Source organism: Oscillatoria sp. FACHB-1407 (assembly GCF_014697545.1).
Classification (GTDB): domain Bacteria; phylum Cyanobacteriota; class Cyanobacteriia; order Elainellales; family Elainellaceae; genus FACHB-1407.
Genome location: NZ_JACJSA010000006.1, coordinates 22,609 through 44,071 on the forward strand (window position 1 = coordinate 22,609; position 21,463 = coordinate 44,071).

Consider the following 21,463-nt stretch of genomic DNA (forward strand, 5'->3'; position numbering starts at 1 on the left):
AAAGCAAATCCCCTGCTGTACGGGTTTGGCATTGCCAAACCCCTTCCAAAAAACTGCCTTCTCTTTAATCCATGCCCCTAAAGACTTAGGGAGATTTTCAGGAACAAAATACCTGTAAGGGCGTTTCGCGAAGCGTCCCTACAGCGGTGGTCAGTTTTTAAGAAGCCTATCTACATTCAGCAACGCCAACAGAAGGGATGCGATTAATCTCCGATAGAAGGGACGCGATGCATCGCGTCTCTGAGGGGCAACGTAAACCAGAATGTCGTCCCCTGACCGGGGGTGCTGTTTACGCCAATTTCGCCATGATGAGCGTTGATAATCTGACGACAAAGGTACAACCCTAAGCCCAGACCGGGCGATCGCCGATTGTGGGTGCCACGCGAGTAGAGGTCAAACAGGCGATCTTTCAAGTCGGGGCTGATGCCAATGCCGCTGTCTTCGATAGTGCAGCGCATATAATCCCCCTCAATCGTGGCGTTGAGGATAACATTGACCCCTGGCGGATTGTACTTCAGCGCATTGGTGATCAGGTTCTCAAAGACTCGCCAAAGCTGAGTTGGATCAGCCTGAACAATCACTTCAGTTGTAGAGATCAGATTGGTCAGGGTGGCTCGGCTCTGGAGCACGAGTGGCTCGACATCGGCGACCACCGCTTGGGCAATGAGAGCTAATGCGATCGCCTGGGGTTGGTAGCGCATCTCAGCTTTAGCACTGACGTGTGCCTCCAGTAGAGAGTCGATCAGCCGCATCTGGCGATCGCCCCCCTGAATAATCCGTTCTAGAGCCGATCGCGACATCAGGATTGGGTCGTTTGCCCTCTTGAGCAAACTTCCTAACACCATCGCTGTGCCGATGACTGGAGTTCGCAGGTCGTGGGTAACTGAGTGCAAAAATACCTGAAGTTGTCGCCGTGACTCAAACTCAGCCCGTTGCAACCGCTCATAGGTATAGACCCCCAGGTCGCAGATCAAACAGACCCAACCGACATACCAGGTTGTGCCGATCGCATCGATATCGCGCATCATCGGGTCAGGACCAACCATCAATACCAGCAGCAAATAAGCGGCGATCGTCAGCAATTGCGCCAGGACATGCAACTTCCACCGCACCGGAATCAAGGTCGCTACCATCAGAAAGATAACTGTCCAAATGAATGCCTCTGGGGAGCGCAAACCCATGAATGCAGTTCCCACCTGGACACCTACAGTGAAGGTTAGCACCAATCCTAAAAATGCCAGATCAGGTTGACTGCGTCCAAAACGACTGCGGTAAAATAATACCCACAGGAGTAAAAGGGTACCAATTACTCCATAGGGCATTAGATCCAACCATTTGTTGGGGTCAACGATCGCACTGTAAATAGCTGGAAGACCGAGTGTGCATAATGCCCCTAGCCCAACCCATCCCACAAGTTGCAAACGATTAATTAAGAAGTGGTATCGCCACAACCTGTAGTCTACCGATGACGAAAGGTCGTCTTCCGGAATGACAAATTTGAATTGGGTAACTGGCTGAAGCAGAAATAGCTGACTGAGCCGTTTTAGAGGGGTTGCCCACAACCGTTGAGCGATGGAATTTAGCAGGGTTGCGATCGCCCGATATTGACTGGCTAACCAGGTGTTTTGCAATGTCGCTGATGCCACTGAAGTGTAGCTCTGTTTTGCAGTTCCTCTGGCTTGCTCTAACAACAATTCGATTAAAGTCAGTTGGCGATTGCTGCTCTGATAAATCTCATCTAATGTGTCACGGGCGATCGCAATTTGCTCTCCCGTTTGCTCCAGGGATTGTTTCAATAACTCCAAATTCTTTAAGGTGGGCGATCGCAAGTCATGGGATATGGTTTGAATCAGGGTTTGTAACTCGCGTCGGGCTTCAAACTCCCCTCGTCGCAACCGCTCATAGAGATAGACGCCCAAGATGCAGCAAAACGAGATCCAGAAGATAAACATCCAGATCATCACTAGATCGATTGTTGAAATCGTAGGAAACTGCCCAAACCCGATATTGAGAGCAGTGTATAGAGTCAGAGCACCGAGGTGTGAGATTAAATGCAATCGCCACCGAATTGGGATCGCCACTGCAAAGGTTAAAAAGACCAGCGACCAAATGCTGATATTTGGAATCGCATGTCCCAGGATGGAGATTCGCAGTTGACTGAACCAGATCACTGCCCAGGACAGTCCTAAAAACAATGCATCTGGATGGGCACGACCGAGCCGAGTTTTTTGCAGGTATAAACAGAACGCAGCACTGCCTAATGTGACAACATCACCAATAAACCAAAACCAACTGTCAAAATATTGCGGCACCAGCAACATCAACGCGATCGCGCTCAAGAAGAAGTAGAAAATGAGGCGGCTCGACAACTGCAAGCGATTAATCAAAAATTGTCGTTGCCACGCTTCGTATTCAGCGGATTCGGTTGAAGTGCTGATTTGTTTGAACCAGACTGATAGAGTTTGAGCCAGTGAAACACGGTGTTGGAGGTTGCCTGCAAGTTTCATGTGCTGCTGAGTCAGAGGCTAAAAGTCGTGACCCAGTTAACTATGAGGGAGTTTCCCCGCAACACCATCCTGCCGTTGGGTTAGCCAAGTGGTCAGAAATTGGGACGGAGGAGTGAATGGTTGATGGTGAATGGTTAGTGGTTAGTGGTTGATGGTCAAGAGTCAATGGTCAATGGTCAATAGTCAATGGTCAATGGTCAATGGTCAATAGTCAATAGTCAATAGTCAATGGTCAATGGTTAAGAGTCAATGGTCAATGGTCAATGGTCAAGAGTCAATGGTCAAGAGTCAATGGTCAATAGTCAATGGTCGTTGGGTTTCCACTCCCTACTCCCTACTTCCCACTCTTTATTCCCCTTTCATCACCTGATCCAACACGCTCAGCAACCGCTCAATTGGGGCATTGGGTTCTAAAAAAGAGAACAAGTGGCGATCGCGAATACGGCTCTGTTGATCCAGCACAAATTGGGCGGGTAGGGGTGCCCCCAGAGCTTGCCCTACTTGATATAGACGAAACACTCGACAACTGGGGTCACTTAACAATGGCATTCGCAAGCCCAAATCCTGCATGACAATTTTGCTCTGTCTCTGATCGGTGCTGGTGATCATCAAAACCTCCGCACCCCGCTGCAAAAACTCGTCATACGCTTCGTTCAATGCTTTGATATGGGGATAACACAGCGGGCAGTATTGCTTTTCGGTGAAAATGCGCGTAAACGCTAGAACGACAGGACGGTTCCAGGCTTCGAGGTCAGGGTTGGTGTTGCCTGTGTAGTCTGACAATTTGACTTGTTGACTGGTGCTGACGTTGAGCAGTTGAAAGGCAGGGGCAGGGCTGCCAAGCTTAAACTTGTTAGTCGCCGGAATCGGCAAAAAGTTATTAAAAAACCGCTGATTAAACAGACCTCTAAAATCTGTAGACGTGAACAGATTTGTTACGGGCGTTGTCACAGTCATGGCACACAGCAATTTGGGATTTTAGATTTGCGATTTTGGATGACCTTGGTGTCTCTATTCAAACTTAGAGCAAAACTAAGAAAAAACCTCAATGTCATGGAGGTATTAACCCATGACACTGAGGCTTGACGGAACATTTTAGACTGCGATCGCAGCCATTGAACTCAAACTAAGCAGGTTGCTTAAACTGCCGAGAAGTATTCTTTAGACTTCACAGGGTCAGGAGTCATGGTTGCATCGCCAGGCTTCCAACCCGCCGGGCAGACTTCATCGGGGTGAGACTGCACATACTGGATCGCTTGCAGGGTGCGGAGGGTTTCATCAACGCTGCGACCAAATGCCAGGTTGTTGATAGTAGCGTGCTGAATCACACCATCTTTGTCGATGATGAACAAGCCACGCAGTGCAATCCCTGCATCGGGATCGAGCACGTTGTATGCAGAGCTAATCTCTTTCTTGATGTCAGCTACCAGAGGATAGGTCAGGTCGCCTACACCGCCAGACTTCCGATCCGTTTGAATCCAAGCGAGGTGAGAAAATTCGCTATCAACAGAAACGCCTAAAACTTCGGTGTTGATGGATTTGAACTCTTCGTAGCGATCGCTAAATGCGGTAATCTCAGTAGGGCAAACGAAGGTGAAATCCAAGGGATAGAAGAATAAAACGACGTATTTGCCGCGATAGTCAGATAACTTAATAGTCTTGAATTCTTGGTCGTATACGGCAGTGGCTGTAAAATCAGGTGCGGTTTGACCAACCCGAAGGCATCCTTCATTGTGGTGAGTCATGCAGTTACTCTCCTAATAACTAACTTGCGTCTGGGACTACTTATCGATTCACGAGCTAAATGCAGGTGATGACACGCCACAGACAGTGCATCCCAGCACTGTAACCTGTAAGCGGCACCAGGCATTTACGAACTGTTACGAATATATCATAGTCATAACGATTTTGACTAAAGCGATCGCCCCACGATTTATCTCAAATTTATATTTCTAGAGACAGGCTTTAATTTACGTAGAGACAGGTTCGATAGAATACCTAATCTAGCCTGCAACAGAATCTTTATGGACAGCATAGATACGCGCGAGTGGCTGCTTACAAATGGATTGGGGGGATTTGCCAGTGGTACAGTTTGTGATGCCCACACCCGCACCTATCACGGTTGGTTGATCGCAGCCTTAGAGCCTCCGGGGCAACGGACGCTCCTCCTGTCGCGCATTGATGCCACGTTGGAAGTGTCTGGGCAGAGTTTTGAACTGGGCACCAATATTTGGGTCAGCGGCACGATCGCCCCCCTCGGTTATAAACGCTTGCACTCCTTTCAAACCAACCCTACGCCACATTGGGTTTGGAGCCACCCAGACTGGCAGTTTTCCCGTGAGATTTTGCTGCCCCATGGGTTGTCGTCCCTGACAGAAGACACAACCCCCCACTGTTGTAATCGAGTCTTGATCCGCTATCGCTATGATGGGCAAGAAGCTGCCGTGTTAAAGCTCAGACCGCTCATTGGCGATCGCAACTTTCACGCCCAACAACACGCCGACCCCGACCTCCAGTTTTCTCAAGTGATTGAGCCTCAGCGTATTCATCTGCAAGCGATGCGCCGTGACTGGATTGGCACATTGTGGCAGCTAGCATGGACTCAAGGGGAATATCACCCCGATGCCGTGTGGTATTGGAGTTACCGCTATCCCGAAGAAACCCAACGCGGATTGGGTGATCAAGAAGATTTATTCAGTCCGGGCTATCTCACAGTTCGGTTGCAACCTGGAGAGAGCGTCACGCTAGAAGGCAGAGTTGAGCCTCCCGCTGCGATCCACTACCCCCTGCCCGATCGCCACTCCTTTGATCATGCGCTGCAACTCGAACAGCAACGCCTGAGCGATCGCCTCACCCCGGCGTTAGAGCAATTTGCCCTCAAGCACCCGCACAAACCAGAAAAAATGGCAATGTTGCGGCAACTGTTGCAAGCGGGTGATCAATTCATCACCTATCGAGCGTCGATCAACGGTCCGACGGTTATCGCTGGATATCACTGGTTTAACGATTGGGGACGAGACACGCTGATCGCTCTCCCCGGTTTAGCGTTAACGACCCAACAGTTTTCTCTGGCAAAGGGCTTGCTCGAAACCTTTGGCAAATACTGTCAGGATGGCTTAATTCCTAACACGTTTCCGGATGCGGGTTCTGACCCTGCTTACAATAGCCTGGATGCGGTTCTGTGGTGGATTGAAACCCTCGGCTTGTATCTCGAAGCCACTCAAGATTGGGACTTTTTGCAGGAACAATATCCTATCGTCCGCCGCATCTACAAATCCTTCATGGCAGGCACATCCTACCACATCCGCATTGATGCCTTTGATGGGCTAGTCACCTGGGAGTTTCCGGGCGTTGCTCTGACCTGGATGGATGCCCTGGTGGATGGGCAACCCGTTACCCCTCGTCAGGGAAAACCGATTGAGATTAATGCTCTCTGGTACTCTGCTCTATGTTGGGCACAGCAATGGGCAGAACGGTTGCAACAGATGAGTCAGGATGAAGACGAGATTCTTAAATTAGGCAATCAGGCTCGCCGCTATGCTCAACAGGCGGAGCAAGTGAAAGCCTCGCTGCAAAAGTTTTGGAATGCGGAGTACAGCTACTTTTACGATCGCATCGAACCCAACGATTGCCCCGATGGTTCCATTCGCCCAAATGCGGTTATTGCCCTGTCTCTATATCACTGCGGTTTCTCAACCCAACAAGCACAGCAGGGGTTGCAGATTGCCCGCGATCGCCTCCTTACCCCCTATGGGTTGCGATCGCTTGACCCCTTTCATCCCGCTTATATCGGTCGTTATGCAGGCAATTCACGGCACCGCGATCGCGCCTATCATCAGGGCACGGTTTGGAGTTGGTTGATTGGTCCCTTCATTCGCGCCTGGAAACGGTTTTACCCAGCAGACCCCCTTCCCTGGAGGAGCGATCGCCTGTTAGATCACCTGCAACATCAAGTTGGACTGGGAACCATTTCAGAGATTTTTGATGGTGATTTCCCTCATACTGCTCAAGGGGCGATCGCCCAGGCGTGGTCTGTCGCTGAATTAATTCGCCACTGGAACGACATTTAGAGCAACTGTCGAGACCGTTAATACAAGGGAATGTAGGGATTCCACCCCTGCACTCTGCCCTAACCAACCTTTCAGTTGCTACAGAAGGTGGTCAGAAAAATGTTTGCCAGGTTTAACAGGGTTGCCTGGTTTGATGTGGTTCCGTGGGCTTAGGCTACCTATCGATGTATCCGTAGGGGCGGTTCACGAACCGCCCTAACCCATTTGTTGGTTTGCTTTCGAGAGCTGATAAGAAATACTTAGCTAGCACCAAACACTTTTTTATGCAAGTTTACTTGATGTTTCGTAACATTTTGTTTACATTAGTTTACATAAGGTTACACCACTAAGGATGAACTGCTATGTACACCACTATTAATGAACAAGGTCAATTGAATAACTACGCTTCTGAACCTGCTCTTTATTACGCTGAATATCCTTCGCCCATGCAGCAACAACGCTATGCTCTCCTGGGTGCAGCTGCCACTCTGTTTGTCAGCACCCTTGTTCTCGTTGCGCTTGCCGTTAGCTAATCGTGCTGTAGTTAAATAGTCATCTCCGCACCAGCAAGCAATCCCCAGGTGAATCGTCAACCCTGGGGATTGTTGTATAGGGAACAGACCATGCAGAAGAGAGAATCGGTTTGCTCTGCCCGTCTTGCATCTCGGTAACGTCAGTTCGGTTGAAGAGCCCGGCGAATGAATTCGCGGCTACTAGAGCGAAGTCCGCCGACGCGAACTCCGGAAAATGCAGGATTTGACGAACCGACGCGATCGATTTTGCTCCGATAGCGGCGGTTTTAACCGCCGAAATCTTATCCTGAATTCACGTTCGGTAAGACGTTGTGCGATCGCTATCAGCCCCTCATGAACTCCCTTTCATCTCTTATTCTTCATCCTTATTTCTTTCTTCTTTTTTCCCTCTTCCCTCTTACTTCTCCGGCACCTCAACCCAACGACCTGTCTCGTTGGATTGATGGGTCAAGTCCATCAGTAATTGCGAATAAACGCCTTCCTGTAAGGAAGGGGCAAGAGATTCTCCCCGGTCGATCGCCTCAATCCACCGATCGACCACTCGAATAAATGGAGCCAGCCGCCCATCTGGATAAGTTTTAGGAAATTCCAGTCGGGCTGGAATCTCGACTTCGACGAGGGGTTGTCCCACAGGTGCTGCCCAGAGCTTAAATCCATGAACGTAGTCACTCTGGTTGTCGCTGCCTAAAACTAACGTGCCGCGATCGCCATACACCTCAACCCAGTGCCCCCGTCCCTGAAACGCCACCGAACTCAACGACAGGTTGCAGGGCGTTCCATCCATCAACTCCAGCACGAGATTACAGGTGTCATCGGAATCGACGGACTTTGCTTCCCCAGTTATTGGATCAACACGAGTGGCGATCGCCGTACTCAACCGCCCCCACAGTCGCCGCACCGGACCAAACAACCAGGACACGTAGTCAAAGGCGTGAGACCCGATCGCCCCTAACGCACCACCGCCCTGGTCTTTACGGGCATACCAATTCCATGGTTTGCTGGCATCCGCTCGGCTCGACACCAGCCAATCAATGTTGATTAATCGGGGTTGACCCACAAACCCCTCTGCCAGTAGTTCTGCTAATCGTTGCCACGCGGGCACAAAGCGAAACTCAAAATCAAGAGCAGTGACGACTCCCTGAGCGATCGCCAGATCCTGTAGAGCTTGTGCTTCTGTCACTGATAGGGCAGTGGGTTTTTCCAACAGCAAATGCTTTCCTGCATTCAACACGGTCTGCCCCATCTCGTAGTGTAAAAACGGGGGAGTTGAGATACTAACAGCCTGGACTTCGGGTAGGGCGAAGATTTGATCAAGGCTGGAGCAGGCATGGGGAATGCTGTGGGCAGAAGCGATCGCCTGGGCCTTTTGCAGATCGCGATGATAAACCGCAACGACTTGAGTGCGGTGGTGGGCTTGCAATCCGGGAATGTGAATTTTTTGACCAAATCCAGTTCCAACGACAGCAACACCAATCGTAGATTGAGCCATGATCCTCTTGCCGTAAACCATTGAGCAGCATCATGACCTATTCTCCCTGGATTGGTCACACTTCACAATGGTTAAACAATGGCTGAAGGGCCTCTCGCCCATTGCTCCAGTGCCAAATCAATCAGTGGTTGAGCCTGTATAAAAAATCACAAATCGTTAACCGGATGTCACTCTATTGTTTTGTGTTGTTTAGTTCCGGGAATCCCTTGCAAGAACCCGTATTTCGTTGATGAAGCCTGATTGCAGAACGACCCATTCAACCTCTATGAGTAGGTACAAATTGAAAACATACAGCTTGAGTTTGGCAAAGAGTTTTGCAGTGCTGGTGGCAGTCGTGGGTGCAGTCGCATCAGCTATCGGAATCGGCTTTATGACTTGTATGGATGTGGAAGAACGGGTTCCCAACCCCTTCAGTATGTGGGAAGCCGATTATTGCTCTGGCGCACTGGGGGTGTTTCTAGTCATCACCACTGCCGAGTTGTTGTATTTGGGTGTGTTAACAGAATTTCATATCATCCCACGATTGGTTGGATTTGTTTCCATTGGTATGATGGGGGCGATCGCGGGTGCATACCTCATTGGAATCGTAGCGGTCGGATAGCTCTTTTCCCGCTTTGTTTCTTCAGATGCGATACACCGCGCCTCTCCCCTTCTCTTCTTTTTCCCTACTTATCCTTCATCCTCCATCGCTTATCCTTTCTTTTTTATGAATAGTTTCCAGCACGATCTCCGTTACCTGGTGCAAGGAATGGTTGTCACTCTGGTGGTTTGTGGGACGATCGCCACCTTCGCCGGAGCATCGTACCTTGTCCTGCTACTCCTGATTGCCAATCGAGGTAGCCTATTTGAGGCATTAAAAATCCCAGGACTAGAACTGTGGCTAATCCTGGGAACGATGATTCAAATTCCAGTTTGGATTGCCCTCACCCGGATTCGCTTTGTGGCTCGTTCCTTGGGGTGGGCGATCGCGGGAATGATGACGTTGATTCTGGTGTTCTCTTTCATCAGCAGTTTTCTTTTGCCAGGGTGATCAAAACCCAATACTTGAGAAAACAAACCGATACAACGTGGAAATCTAAGAAGCAAACGAGGCAAACCCTGGGAGAATGCCACCCAGTATTCTGAAAATCAGGGCATTAATAATTCCCAGGAGAAATCCCCCTAACAGTGCGCTCCAAATGCCCCAGCGCAGGCGGAAACCCTGTACCAACCAGGCAGCCAAGCCAAAAATAAAGCCGTTGATGACGATCGCAAATAATCCCAGGGTCAGGAAGGTAATCGGTGCGCCCAAAAACCTCAAGATGGGACCCAAAATCGCGTTTAAAATTCCAAATACAGCTGAAGAAACCAGGGCTTTGTTAAAGCTATCAATGTCAATTCCTAACGGCAGTTTGGAAATGATAAATAGGCTGACAGCTGTGACAAGCCAGACAACTACTAGTCCGATTAACCAATTCATAAATTAGAAGCTCCCCACCATGAAACATTAATTTGTCATAGCTGGTTAAAAACCGCCCTTATTTTCTCTGATTCCAGACGGTTTAATCAAGTTAGCTAGACATCACTTAATGTCAGGTGTCTGTTGCAAAGCTGACAGTTTACTAAGGGGTAGTTGGTTGAAGTGGATTGCTGGAACCAGAATTGGGTGAGGGTTCCAGAGGAAATAAAGGCTGACTCGGATCATAACTGGGATTGAATGGATCACTGCCTCCAGGAATGCCGTAAGGGGCATAGGGATTTGCAGGATCTAACCCTGGCGTTGTAGGAATCTCTAATTCAGAACCTTCTGGTTGGGCAGCATCGTTGCCGTTCGGCAAGGTAGCCAGCGCGACGCGATCGCCCCCTACCGAGCGCAATAAGTCCAACACCTGCACTACATCGTTGTAGCTTGACAACCGTGAGGCGTATAACACCATCAACCCTTGAGGGTTAGCGGTTTGATAATCCACTAAGGCTTGATACAGTTGCTCTCGTGTAACGGGTTGCTGATCAATATAGGTTTGTCCCACCGGATCAACACTGACAATCATCATGTCGCGCATCTGCGTTGCCCCAGTTGTTGCTTGTGGCAAATCGACGTTAATGGCAGTCTGCCGAGTCACAGCCATCGCCGCCAAGATGAAGAAGGTCAAAATACAGAAAATGACGTCAATCAGCGGCAATAACTCGATGCGAACGTCCGATTCGGGGTTGTCTAAGTTGATTTTCATAACCGTAGAAGAGAGTGGAGGTAACGGACGGCATCTCGCCCATCCAGATCATGCGTTAGTGGAAGTAACGGTTCAAGAAGTCACGAAGTCGCCACCAGCAGGTTTTTGTTCTGAAACAGTAGGATTTGTGGTATCCATTTTTCCTTTATGGATTGACCAGTCTTTACGGTAGAGCAGTTCCAATTCGTTGCCAGACTTACGAAACAGTTTAGCCTGCCCATGCACTAGCCCCTGAAACACGCGGTAAAAGGCCAGACTGGTCAGTGCCACAATCAAGCCAAACGCTGTACTGACCAGGGCTTCTGAAATACCTTGCGTTACTCCTGTGGCGGAACCCGTGATGATATCACCCAACCGAATATCTCCGAGCGATCGGATTAAACCCAACACCGTGCCCAGCAGACCGAGTAGGGGAGCAATGGCGATCGCCGATTCTAAAATCTTGTTACCTCGTTGCATCGCTGCCAACTCTTCATCAGCAGCAGCTTCTAATGCAAGCTGAAACACCTCTGGTTCAGGGTTTTTCATCTCCAACGCAGAATTGAGGAACCGCCCAATGGGTTGATTGTTCGATTTTTGAGCGATATCAGCCGCCGCAGACCAATCTCGTCGGGCTGCCTCGATAATGCGACCTGCAATCTCGCGCTCATGGGTCAAGATTTTTGACCAAAACCAAATCCGCTCGATCGCAACACCCAATGACAAAATTGAGAGCAACAATAGGGGCAAAGCCACAATGCCTGCATCAGCAAATAATTCAGGTATATTCACAATCTTGTCCTACCTCCTTAACGACTGTGTCTTCAGGCGAACCCAAGACAACATCAGGTCAATTCTAAAGACTTAACGGTCACACAATACCAAAAATTAGATTTCGGATGCTTTACTCCATGTTCAGGATAGTATTCTCCAGGTATAAACAGACGGATATCTGCACCGGAAGTTCTGGGGGGAATTTGTAAGAATAAAGGGGTGATTGGAGGACACCCCATGAAAGTTTCTGTTCAAGCCCTGTACGACTGGTATCGCCAAACTATCCGCAATCCTAAATATCGCTGGTGGATCATTCTAGCAACAGCTGCTTATCTGATTTCACCCATTGATATTGCTCCAGACTTTTTACCCATTATTGGGCAGATTGACGACGTAGTGCTGATTACGCTGCTGGTATCTGAGATCTCACAGTTATTGATCGATCGCGTCAAAACCAGCAAATCCCAATCTGTATCTCCTGCTGAATCGGTTGGTCATCCCTCGACCAGTGGTACTGAGCCTGTAGATGTCAACGCTGTTTCAGTTGAATAAGCTCGGTTGAGCCTAGGAAGACAATGCGATCGCGGATTGAAGCTCTCAGAGATGACTAGAGTTGCGAGTGAAAGGATGCGATCGCTCCCACCCATTAGCTGCGCTGCGGCGAGGCGAGGTTCCGGAATAACGTAAACTGCGGTTCAAACAGCATCTTCACTGTCCCAACAGGACCATTCCGGTGCTTGGTAATAATGATTTCCGCAATGCCCCGATCCGGTGTATCCGGATTATAGTAATCATCCCGGTACAACATAATAATGACGTCAGCGTCCTGCTCGATACTTCCTGATTCCCGCAGATCAGACATCATAGGACGCTTGTTTGTACGCGACTCTACACCCCGACTCAACTGAGACAACGCAATCACAGGTACATTTAACTCACGCGCCAATCCCTTCAAGGCACGAGTAATACGCGATAACTCCTGAACCCGGTTTTCGCTGCCACCATTCTCCATTAGCTGTAAGTAGTCAATTAGAATCAGTCCCAACGCACCACCCTGCTCGGCCTGAAGGCGACGGGCTTTCGAGCGCATTTCATTGACGGAAATATTAGGTGTATCGTCGATAAAGACTGGCAGTTGCGACAAGATACTAATCGCATGTCCCAGGGGCTCCCACTCATTCTGGTTGATCCGCCCGGAACGTAGTCGCCCACTCTCAATTTTGACTTCGCTTGACAACAGACGATAGACCAGTTGCTCCTTTGACATCTCCAAGCTAAAGACGGCTACAGGCAATTTGTGAAAAGCAGCGATATTGCGAGCGATGTTGAGCACAAAACTGGTTTTTCCCATGGATGGACGACCTGCTGCGATGATGAGGTCAGATCGTTGAAACCCTTGTGTCATCGCATCCAGATCATAGAACCCGCAGGAAATCCCCGGCAGCACCATCCCCAGGGAACGGCTTTCAATATCTGAGAAGGTTGAAGTCAGAATATCAGCGGTTGCCACCAGGCTTTGCTGAGGACGAACCTGAGTAATGCTAAAAATCTTTTGCTCTGATTGGTCTAAAACCTTTTCGAGAGGAGAGTTCGTTTCATACCCCAGTTGCACCACCTCATTGCCCACCTGGATCAACTTGCGGCGCAGAAACTTATCCATCACCAGTTGAGCATATTGGTCGATGTTGACCGCACTAACCGTGCGATCGACCAATTGAGCCAGGCGACTCTGTCCTCCAATCTTGTCCAACGCCCCATTGTCGTACAGACGACTGGTAATGCTCATCAGGTCAGTGGGTCTACCCTGGGCATGAAGAGCCAGAGCTGTTCGATAAATCTCTTGGTGAGCACTGATGTAAAATGCTTCAGGGCGCAGCAACTCTGCGACTCGACCAATTGCCTCTGGATCTAGCAAAATCCCCCCCAAAATAGCCTCTTCAGCGTCAACGTTCTGAGGTGGGAGGCGATCGCTATAGACTTGAAAATTGAGTTCTTGAACCATGGCAGGTAGGTCTGAGCAGGATAAACGCAGTCAAAGCAGCATCTTTTGAAACTCTAAGATACCAAGATATAGCGGTATGCACCAGAAGAGATGCCTTACTACTCTACTGGTAGTGCTACAGGATTTCGATCAGCAGCTATACAAAACTCAATAATTGAGTGGCAGGCGATCGGTTGCTCAATCTTCAACCCTCACATCTTATGTTGCGCTACCAGAATGAGGACGGGGTGTAGGTAGTGAAACGTTACAGCAAGATCATCAATCCCACAGGACTTCGGGTTTGACATGAATCTTGAGAAAATAGTATACATGTACTATGTTAACGGATCTCAGCGAGATTTATTGCTCTTTAGCAAATCTTTGTCTGGTGCAGTTAAGACAGTCATGAGAAGGGGGCGTCCGGTCATCTAAATCTGCCTGATGCGAAAAAAGGCGAAAGACAAATTTAATCGCCTTTCGCCTTCATATCTTTATTCAAAGTTGATCCCCAGAATAGGATAAAACCCCAAATCGAGGGCGATCGCCTATTTCAATGCTACTACTTGAACATCAACAGTCGCAGTCACTTCGGGGTGCAGCTTGATATCAACCTTGTAGGAGCCAAGCTTGTGGATGTCGGGGACAGTGACGCCGCGTCGATCAATCTCATGTCCAGTTACATTGGCAATGATCTCTACAACTTCGCGGTCGGTCACCGTACCAAAAATGGCATCATTTTCACCAACCTGCTTAGAAATGCTGAAGCGACCCGCTTTTTCCAATGCCGCTTTAACGGTTTCAGCCTCACGCTTTTGCTCCAGCAACCGTTGCCGTTCTTCTTCCCGCCGCCGCTCTACTTGCTTCAAGATGCCAGGTGTGGTGTGGACGGCTAATCCTTGAGGAAGGAGATAATTGCGGGCATAACCAGGAGCTACCTCGACCAAATCTCCTGCTCTGCCAAGCTTACTAATGTCTTTACTCAGAACCAATTGAACACGTTTTGCCATGAGCTGACTCAATAACCCAATAAATAGCTAGTACTGATCCCCGTGCGATTCCCCAAACGGGAACCCTGGTCAGCAGAATAATGCCAGACACATAATAATAGCGAATGGAAGAGGACGAACGCAACCCAAAATCGATTTTAAGGCAGTTTTTAATGCAGACTCAAAGACGGCTAAAACTGATCCTTCTTTCCGCGCAACCGAGCAAATGTCTGTACCGGATCGGCACTCTTCATCGCAGTTTGTAAGGTGGGCTGATCCCACCGAAGGAAGGGATTTGTTTTCTTTTCAACCCCCAGCAACGAGGGAACCGTCGGCTCACCGTGCGATCGCCGTTCTTTCACTTCAGCAAATCGCACATTCAAGTCGGGGTTGTCTGGGTCAACCGTCAACGCAAATTCCAAATTCTTTAAGGTATATTCATGGGCACACCAAACTCTGGTTTGGTCAGGCAATGTCCGCAATTTGTTCAACGATGTCACCATTTGCTGGGGGGTGCCCTCAAACAATCGTCCGCATCCCCCAGCAAATAATGTGTCTCCACAAAATAACTCGCCCATCCCATCAACAGTTTCAGGTGGAAAGTAGTAGGCGATGTGTGCTCTGGTATGACCGGGAACAAAGAAAATCTCGGCAGTGCAATCGCCAAATGCGACATGATCACCCTCCTTTAATAAAACTGTTTGTCCCGGGATTCGTCCCCAGTCTTCTGCGCCTCCGTACACCACTGCCTCAGGAAATTCTCGGATTAATTGGGTGTTTCCCCCGACATGGTCACCGTGGTGATGGGTATTAAAAATTGCAGTTAAGCGAGAGTCAGTTTTCTTTAGCCATTGCAAAACAGGTTGAGCCTCAGCCGGATCAACGACTGCTACTGTGCGATCGCCCCGATTCTGCAACACATAAATGTAATTGTCCGATAAAGCCGGAAGTTGATGAATATCCATAGGGCGTAGACATTGGTATAGACAAGTACTTAAGTTAATCAACTCTTTATTATCGTCTTATCTAAGCTTTGCCTAAATCACCAGAGGGAGACAACACAATAGTATTAATAACCAGGCTCAGTGGGCTGGGTTGTCTATATGAATCAGGATGTAAACCTATGGTATGGACTGTTTCGGGCAGATCAAGCTTAAATGTTGCGACTTTAGTTGACCAAATCATTGCAAATGGCGCGATGAATCGTGAAGAACACTTACAACTAACCTCTGCCATTCTTGCTGATCACAAGATCACAGAAGAAGAGCGGCGTCAAATCAACCGAGTTTTTGATTACATCCAGAATGGACGGTTGAGATTAGTAGATTAAATGTACTGATATCTTGATGCTGATTTAGTTTGCATGATCCAACCTGGTGTGTAGCAACTGTCAAGACAGGTGAAACAGGGGGGGTGGTGGCTTCGTCTCCAGATAAGAGTACTCAACCTCTGCACCCCGTCCAAATCAACCCTTCAGTTGCTATAAAAGTCCATTGCAGGATTGCTAATCTGAACTGCAATTTGCCCACCAGGCTACACAACATTCAGGCTACACAATATTGATTAAGAATTGGCTTCAAACCCGTTTATTCCAATCCTTAGATAAGCTAGTGCAGCCTAACCTAAGGCAGTTTAAGTTGCCAGCAAGTGGGTTATGTCCCCGTTGGCAACCTTATTTGCAGTTAAGCTGAGCAGCATCTAGGAACACAGTCATACCTATGTCCAGTCAAGAGCGACTTTCACCTTTTACCAGCATCATGCGGCAGCTTAAACAGAATGTGGGGCGTACTTCTCCGGGGGTACGCTTTTACAACAGGTTGATCATAGCTTCACCGCATTAAGGGTAAGGGCTGCATAGTATGCAAGCATGGCGAAGCGGGGGTTATGAAGTTATTCTGGATGTCAACAGGAAAATTAGAGCTATTTTCTGATTTAGATTAGACTAAGCAGGAAGATGGTGCCCATACGCAAAACACGTTGTATTGAAGCTTGTAGTATTTCTAGGCTAAAAATTCTGATTCCAACCTTAAGTCAATGGTCTGCTCAGACTAATTTAGATTTCTATGCTGCGGTGTACCTGAAACTAGCCTCGACTCTAAAAGGTTCTTGTTGGGAAAGATTGCATGTCTGATAACCGATTGTTGCTCAAATTTGCTAAGCCCTACCCTGGTCACATCTTCTTAACCATTGTGCTGGGGTTTTCAGGAGCATTGTTTAACGGTGTCAGCACCACCTTGATTGCTCCGATTATCTTGAATCTTTCTGGTCAAGATTTTCAGCTAGATGGCTTTCCACCCATTATCAAAGGGCTGCTCGCACCGTTTAATAATATGTCTGAGCAGCTTCGCCCTTTAGCCATGGTGGGAGCCATTCTTCTAGCGATTCTCCTAAAAAACGTGACAGGGTATTTGAGCACACTCTCCTCTAGCTCCCTAAAACGGGCGTTGGCTCGTGATTTACGGGAAGCCGGACTACGGCTTTTACTCAGGGTTGATTTAGATTACTACTCCAGAATGCAAGTGGGGGATTTGATTCATCGGTTAGGTACAGAGGTGAATCGTACGGCTGCATCCATCGGCTTGATGATTCGGATGCTAATGACATCAATCACAATTCTGGTTTTTGTAGGGATCCTGATCGCCATTTCCTGGCAACTGACTATCGCATCAACAGTCTTACTCTCTATTGTTGCCTTATTTAATCAGTCCATTATTGCTCGGGCTAAACAATTTGGAAAAGCTCTTTCCGAATCTTCTAGAGAATATTCAGTCAGTGTCCTGGAAGTTTTAAGTGGAATTCGTCTGGTTAAAGCGACGGGGAATGAGGACAAGGAATACAAACATGTTCAAGCTTTGATTCGGGAGCGAGAAAAGCTTGAGTTTCAATCTCAGATGAATGCTGAAATTATTACTCCTCTGAACGAATTAACAGGCACTTGTATCATCATCTTTATTCTGCTTTTTAGTCGTGCTATTTTCAGCAGCCAAATTGAAGCAATGTCAACCATCTTGTTGACTTACCTGCTGGTTTTATTCCGATTGCTTCCTTTTGTTTCACAACTGAATAATGCCCGTAGCACTTTTGCGAATGCTTCTGCCAGTGTGGCAATGGTGAATGACTTCTTGAACGTTCACAATAAGCCATTTATGGAGAATGGCTCTCTTGAATTTACTCATCTCAAGAAAGAAATTTGCCTGAATGACCTCCAGTTCTCCTATCCAGGGCACCCAGACCTCGTTCTAAAAGGGATTAGTCTCACCATACCTCGTGGTACGACTCTGGCACTCGTCGGATCGTCGGGAGCCGGGAAGTCAACCCTGGCTGATCTCCTTCCTCGCTTCTATGATCCAACGTCTGGCTCAATCACGATCGACGATATTGATCTGCGAGATTTTGATGTCCGTAGCTTAAGACGGTCGATGGGAATTGTCAGTCAGGATACGTTTTTGTTTAACGACACGATCCGCAACAACATCGCTTACGCTCGACCTGATGCCACTGAAGATGAAATTATTGATGCTGCCAAGTTGGCGAACGCTTACGAGTTTATTGTGCGCTTGCCAGATGGATTAAATACGGTAATCGGCGATCGCGGGGTGATGTTATCAGGAGGTCAACGTCAACGATTGGCGATCGCTCGCGCATTGCTGCAAGATCCTGAGATTCTGATCTTAGATGAAGCAACGAGTGCTCTAGATACGGTTTCGGAGCGATTAGTTCAACAAGCGATCGAGCACTTAAGTCTCAACCGGACTACTGTTGTGATTGCTCATCGTTTGTCAACAGTGCAAAAAGCAAACCAGATTGCAGTCTTAGATAAGGGGCTTGTGGTTGAAGTTGGAACGCATAGCGAGTTGCTGCAAAAGGATGGGCAATATGCCCGTCTGTACTCGATGCAATTCTCGGAAAGCACGAAGAAGGTGATTCAGACAACTCGCAATGAAACTTTAATGAAATTGTCGTATGAGATTCGGACTCGCCTCAATTCGACTTTAGGGTCACTGCGATTGTTGGCAGATGGTATGACCGAAACCCCTGAAGAGCAAACCGAATTAACCGAGGAAGCTTACGTCTCGGCAGCCAGCTTGCTTAAGACGTTAGAAATGGTTGAAGGGGCGGCTAGAAACGGCTCTTTGGATGAAGACAGTATGGAAAATACGTCGAAGCTCCACGTCGAAAACGCAAATCAAACCGTCTAGGTTGTGATTTCTAGGCTGTTTGGGCAAGCCGTTTTGGGTTAGACATATCCCCGTTGAGTAGGGATTTAGTACCGCTAAGCTGGTGTAGGGTTCTACGGCTTGCTCCATTCAAGTTGATGATGACGGGGTTTAGGGAAGAGTAAACTTGACGGCTATGTCCTAGCTACTGTCCTACCTGTCTCGGCAGTTGCCGTAGGCTGTGGCTTTACAAAAGTGTAAAACTTAAATGAAGGGTTAATCTGCTATTGAACATCCCAAAAATGGAGGAGTATGATTTGAGGTGGCAAAGGCTTGAGGAATGAGATTGGAGCTATAGCTAGCGTAGTTTTATGAACGATATGAACTTCTAAATAATTAGAACGTTGCAAATGGGTAATTTTACAAAGCGGCTTTTACAAAGTATTTACTAGAACTCTACTGATTTTCAATTGATTCCCAGGTAAATTATCTAGCGATCGCGATTGTGTATCTAATGCAAGCCTTAAACAAGGATAGATAAAAATCAAGTGACTTTAGTACGAGCGAGTTATTAGTAAATCTGTAATTTTGTATTCTCTTTCTTTAGGTTAGCTGACCATCAATAAAATTTTAGTTATAAGTCTTTAAGAGCGACTCTGACTGGAGATGTTGCTGAGCGAGATGCAGAGTGAGTGCGAATAGTATGGATCAGAAAATCGTTGGCATGATTAGCAGTTACAACGACTTGAATCCAAGCCCACGGGACTGGATGTGGCATCAAACCCCTCAACCTTTTGGAGTTTGGAAGGATATTCAAGTTGTGGCAAATGCTCCAGAGCCAGACTTCATATTGATGTATAACTTCACCCAATTTCCTGGTCGAAAATCTCGCAACAAAAATTGGTTCTTGAATAGATTCAAAGGCAAAATGACTGCTGAGCAGGAAGAACAAAAATTTCAGGAGAGCCTGCGTAATGTTCCGAAAGAAAGAGTGATTTTTGCCTTACGAGAACCACCTTTTGTCGAGAAGGAAAAACGTAGAATTAAAGACTATCGGCTAGCAGAAAAGTATTGTGAATATGTTTCTGGGCCTGATGATTTTGCGCCCATTTCTGAACCCATGTCTGCTATCTGGTATCATCCCAACTCTTTTCGCGATTTGAACGAGATGGGAGCACCGGAGAAAGTTAGTCCTTGCAGTTGGATTACATCGGGAATCGACCGCACCGCTAATCACCAGAATCGCTTGAGCTTCATCAAACTTTTACGAGAAAGCGGGCTAGAATTTGACCTGTATGGTCGGGGGCTACCAGATTGGGCAAAGGGTAACGGTCAATTGTTGAGTAAATGGAACGCGATGGCTCCGTATTACTACAACCTGGCGATCGAAAACTTTGCTGAGAATGATTGGTATGTGAGTGAGAAGCTGTGGGATTCCCTGCTGGCTTGGTGTCTACCTATCTATTACGGCGGTTCAGCAGCCGATCGCCTATTGCCACCGGGTAGTTTTCTCAGGTTACCCAGTATGGATGAGAAGGGGTTAGCCTATATCAAAGAGGTAATTGCTACTCCGGATGCGTGGTATGCAGCGAAAGATGCGATCGCCGAAGCCCGACAGATTATTTTGCACGAGTTGAATTTGCTGAATTGGTTATCCAAAACAGTTAAACAACTCTCCAGTTCTTAGTTCAAGCGTACCGTTAACCCAAACATTGGAAGGATTTTTATGACACACAGTGTTTGCACGGTTGCTAACCATATCGCTTAACTTGTTGAGGATGTTTTTATGGTAGACGGTATTTACACGCTGGCGAATGACTACGTTTATGACCAACTTGTGGCTCTGCTGAACAGTATTGAAGCCAACGCACCTGGTACACCAGTTTGTGTTATTGCCTATGACGATAATTTGGATCGAGTCAAAGCGGAGGTTGAAAAGCGAAAGGATGTGACTTTGATGTCTGACCCAACAATATTCGGATGTTGGGAAGACTTTTCAAGGCAGGTTTGGAGGACTCATCCCTACGCCACCCAAAAATGGCAACGTAGAAAAGGGGTTGAGGTTTACCGCTTAAATTGCAACCATCGCTATGCTGCATTTGATCCGGGGGCACCCTTTGACCGTTTCATCTATTTGGACGCAGATACATTGGTGCTCGGCTCACCAAAAGTGATATTTGATGCGTTAGACAATAACGATTTTGTTGTCTACGACTATCAATACACAGACCCATCACACATTTTTAATTTACAATCACCCAAACTATTAGAAATCTTCAGTCAGGAGCAAATTAATACACAAATTTTTTGTTCAGGATGTTTTGCCTCAAAACGGGGAATGTTTCCTCAAGAACAGCGAGATTGGATTGTTTCTAAATTGGCAGAGAATGAAGCGGAAGTGCTTTATCTCAACGCTCCAAATCAATCTGTTTTGAATTACATGGTGATGCGATCGGGCATCCCTGTCTGTAATTTGATCTTTGAACTTCCTGAGGATCAGCGTACAGGAAACGCTGTTACCTCAAAGCGTTTTGTGATGCGAGATAATACGCTTTACGAGGACGGAGAACGTCGTCTGACCTACATTCACTACATTGGGCTTAGCTCAAAGGCTTTCAACGAATTGTGTCAGGGTGTCAATCACGGGTTTCCTTATCGGGAGACTTTTCTCTATTATCGATACCTGCATGAGCCCGAAAAACGTCCAGTTCTGAAAGGAAAACCCAAACCATTTGGTGCACCTCCCAGTTTGATGACACGAGCATTGCGAAAAGTTGGACTAGTAAAAGCAAAGTGAG

General features: G+C 47.6%; 20 protein-coding genes. 10 read left to right on the forward strand and 10 right to left on the reverse strand.

The window, feature by feature from the left end; genetic code table 11:
* Positions 1-203: 203 nt before the first annotated feature.
* The gene (locus H6G89_RS11515) at positions 204-2,507 is read right to left on the reverse strand and encodes an ATP-binding protein (protein ID WP_190506216.1); all 2,304 of its coding nucleotides are present in this window, start codon (positions 2,505-2,507) and stop codon (positions 204-206) included.
* A gap of 235 nt (positions 2,508-2,742) precedes the next feature.
* On the opposite strand from H6G89_RS11515, the gene H6G89_RS35675 reads away from it, so the two are divergent.
* Complete coding sequence (locus H6G89_RS35675) at positions 2,743-2,877, forward strand: hypothetical protein (protein ID WP_255519396.1); 135 nt, start codon at positions 2,743-2,745, stop codon at positions 2,875-2,877.
* Here the strand turns inward: H6G89_RS35675 and H6G89_RS11520 are convergent.
* Both H6G89_RS11520 and H6G89_RS11525 read right to left on the reverse strand, forming a co-directional pair.
* Entirely contained in the window at positions 2,856-3,437 is a 582-nt protein-coding gene (locus H6G89_RS11520) for a redoxin domain-containing protein (RefSeq protein WP_190506774.1), read from the reverse strand. The genes H6G89_RS35675 and H6G89_RS11520 overlap by 22 nt on opposite strands.
* 209 nt (positions 3,438-3,646) lie before the next feature.
* Positions 3,647-4,252, reverse strand: a complete 606-nt coding sequence (locus H6G89_RS11525; protein ID WP_190506218.1) for a peroxiredoxin — start codon at positions 4,250-4,252, stop codon at positions 3,647-3,649.
* A 279-nt stretch (positions 4,253-4,531) separates the two neighbouring features.
* On the opposite strand from H6G89_RS11525, the gene H6G89_RS11530 reads away from it, so the two are divergent.
* Complete coding sequence (locus H6G89_RS11530; protein WP_190506219.1) at positions 4,532-6,577, forward strand: amylo-alpha-1,6-glucosidase; 2,046 nt, start codon at positions 4,532-4,534, stop codon at positions 6,575-6,577.
* A gap of 341 nt (positions 6,578-6,918) precedes the next feature.
* The gene (gene psb34 / locus H6G89_RS11535) at positions 6,919-7,089 is read left to right on the forward strand and encodes a photosystem II assembly protein Psb34 (RefSeq protein ID WP_190506221.1); all 171 of its coding nucleotides are present in this window, start codon (positions 6,919-6,921) and stop codon (positions 7,087-7,089) included.
* Between the two features lie 397 nt (positions 7,090-7,486).
* Here psb34 and H6G89_RS11540 read toward each other — a convergent pair whose 3' ends face one another.
* Complete coding sequence (locus H6G89_RS11540; RefSeq protein WP_190506223.1) at positions 7,487-8,578, reverse strand: Gfo/Idh/MocA family protein; 1,092 nt, start codon at positions 8,576-8,578, stop codon at positions 7,487-7,489.
* A gap of 265 nt (positions 8,579-8,843) precedes the next feature.
* Here H6G89_RS11540 and H6G89_RS11545 point away from each other — a divergent pair, with 265 nt between their 5' ends.
* Both H6G89_RS11545 and H6G89_RS11550 read left to right on the forward strand, forming a co-directional pair.
* Positions 8,844-9,179, forward strand: a complete 336-nt coding sequence (locus H6G89_RS11545) for a hypothetical protein (protein WP_190506225.1) — start codon at positions 8,844-8,846, stop codon at positions 9,177-9,179.
* 105 nt (positions 9,180-9,284) lie between these two features.
* The gene (locus H6G89_RS11550; protein WP_190506227.1) at positions 9,285-9,608 is read left to right on the forward strand and encodes a hypothetical protein; all 324 of its coding nucleotides are present in this window, start codon (positions 9,285-9,287) and stop codon (positions 9,606-9,608) included.
* A gap of 45 nt (positions 9,609-9,653) precedes the next feature.
* Here H6G89_RS11550 and H6G89_RS11555 read toward each other — a convergent pair whose 3' ends face one another.
* The 3 genes from H6G89_RS11555 to H6G89_RS11565 form a co-directional block, all read right to left on the reverse strand.
* Positions 9,654-10,037, reverse strand: coding sequence for a phage holin family protein (locus H6G89_RS11555; RefSeq protein ID WP_190506229.1), 384 nt, complete (start codon positions 10,035-10,037; stop codon positions 9,654-9,656).
* A 142-nt stretch (positions 10,038-10,179) separates the two neighbouring features.
* Entirely contained in the window at positions 10,180-10,788 is a 609-nt protein-coding gene (locus tag H6G89_RS11560; protein WP_190506231.1) for an ExbD/TolR family protein, read from the reverse strand.
* 72 nt (positions 10,789-10,860) lie between these two features.
* A complete protein-coding gene (locus H6G89_RS11565; RefSeq protein WP_190506233.1) occupies positions 10,861-11,559 on the reverse strand; it encodes a MotA/TolQ/ExbB proton channel family protein in 699 nt (232 codons plus the stop codon).
* A 219-nt stretch (positions 11,560-11,778) separates the two neighbouring features.
* Here H6G89_RS11565 and H6G89_RS11570 point away from each other — a divergent pair, with 219 nt between their 5' ends.
* On the forward strand, positions 11,779-12,093 hold the full coding sequence (locus H6G89_RS11570; RefSeq protein WP_190506235.1) for a YkvA family protein: 315 nt from the start codon (positions 11,779-11,781) through the stop codon (positions 12,091-12,093).
* Between the two features lie 94 nt (positions 12,094-12,187).
* Here the strand turns inward: H6G89_RS11570 and dnaB are convergent, their stop codons facing one another.
* From dnaB to gloB, 3 genes are all read right to left on the reverse strand, one after another.
* On the reverse strand, positions 12,188-13,543 hold the full coding sequence (gene dnaB, locus H6G89_RS11575; protein ID WP_190506237.1) for a replicative DNA helicase: 1,356 nt from the start codon (positions 13,541-13,543) through the stop codon (positions 12,188-12,190).
* 524 nt (positions 13,544-14,067) lie between these two features.
* Positions 14,068-14,529, reverse strand: coding sequence for a 50S ribosomal protein L9 (gene rplI / locus H6G89_RS11580; protein ID WP_190506239.1), 462 nt, complete (start codon positions 14,527-14,529; stop codon positions 14,068-14,070).
* 170 nt (positions 14,530-14,699) lie between these two features.
* On the reverse strand, positions 14,700-15,473 hold the full coding sequence (gene gloB / locus H6G89_RS11585) for a hydroxyacylglutathione hydrolase (protein ID WP_190506241.1): 774 nt from the start codon (positions 15,471-15,473) through the stop codon (positions 14,700-14,702).
* A 158-nt stretch (positions 15,474-15,631) separates the two neighbouring features.
* On the opposite strand from gloB, the gene H6G89_RS11590 reads away from it, so the two are divergent.
* The 4 genes from H6G89_RS11590 to H6G89_RS11605 all read left to right on the forward strand — a co-directional run bounded on the left by H6G89_RS11590 (position 15,632) and on the right by H6G89_RS11605 (position 21,462).
* A complete protein-coding gene (locus H6G89_RS11590) occupies positions 15,632-15,838 on the forward strand; it encodes a hypothetical protein (RefSeq protein WP_190506243.1) in 207 nt (68 codons plus the stop codon).
* A gap of 793 nt (positions 15,839-16,631) precedes the next feature.
* Positions 16,632-18,707, forward strand: coding sequence for an ABC transporter ATP-binding protein (locus H6G89_RS11595; protein WP_190506247.1), 2,076 nt, complete (start codon positions 16,632-16,634; stop codon positions 18,705-18,707).
* 661 nt (positions 18,708-19,368) lie between these two features.
* A complete protein-coding gene (locus H6G89_RS11600; protein WP_190506248.1) occupies positions 19,369-20,352 on the forward strand; it encodes a glycosyltransferase family 10 domain-containing protein in 984 nt (327 codons plus the stop codon).
* A gap of 99 nt (positions 20,353-20,451) precedes the next feature.
* Entirely contained in the window at positions 20,452-21,462 is a 1,011-nt protein-coding gene (locus tag H6G89_RS11605) for an Npun_R2821/Npun_R2822 family protein (protein ID WP_190506250.1), read from the forward strand.
* Position 21,463 lies beyond the last annotated feature (1 nt).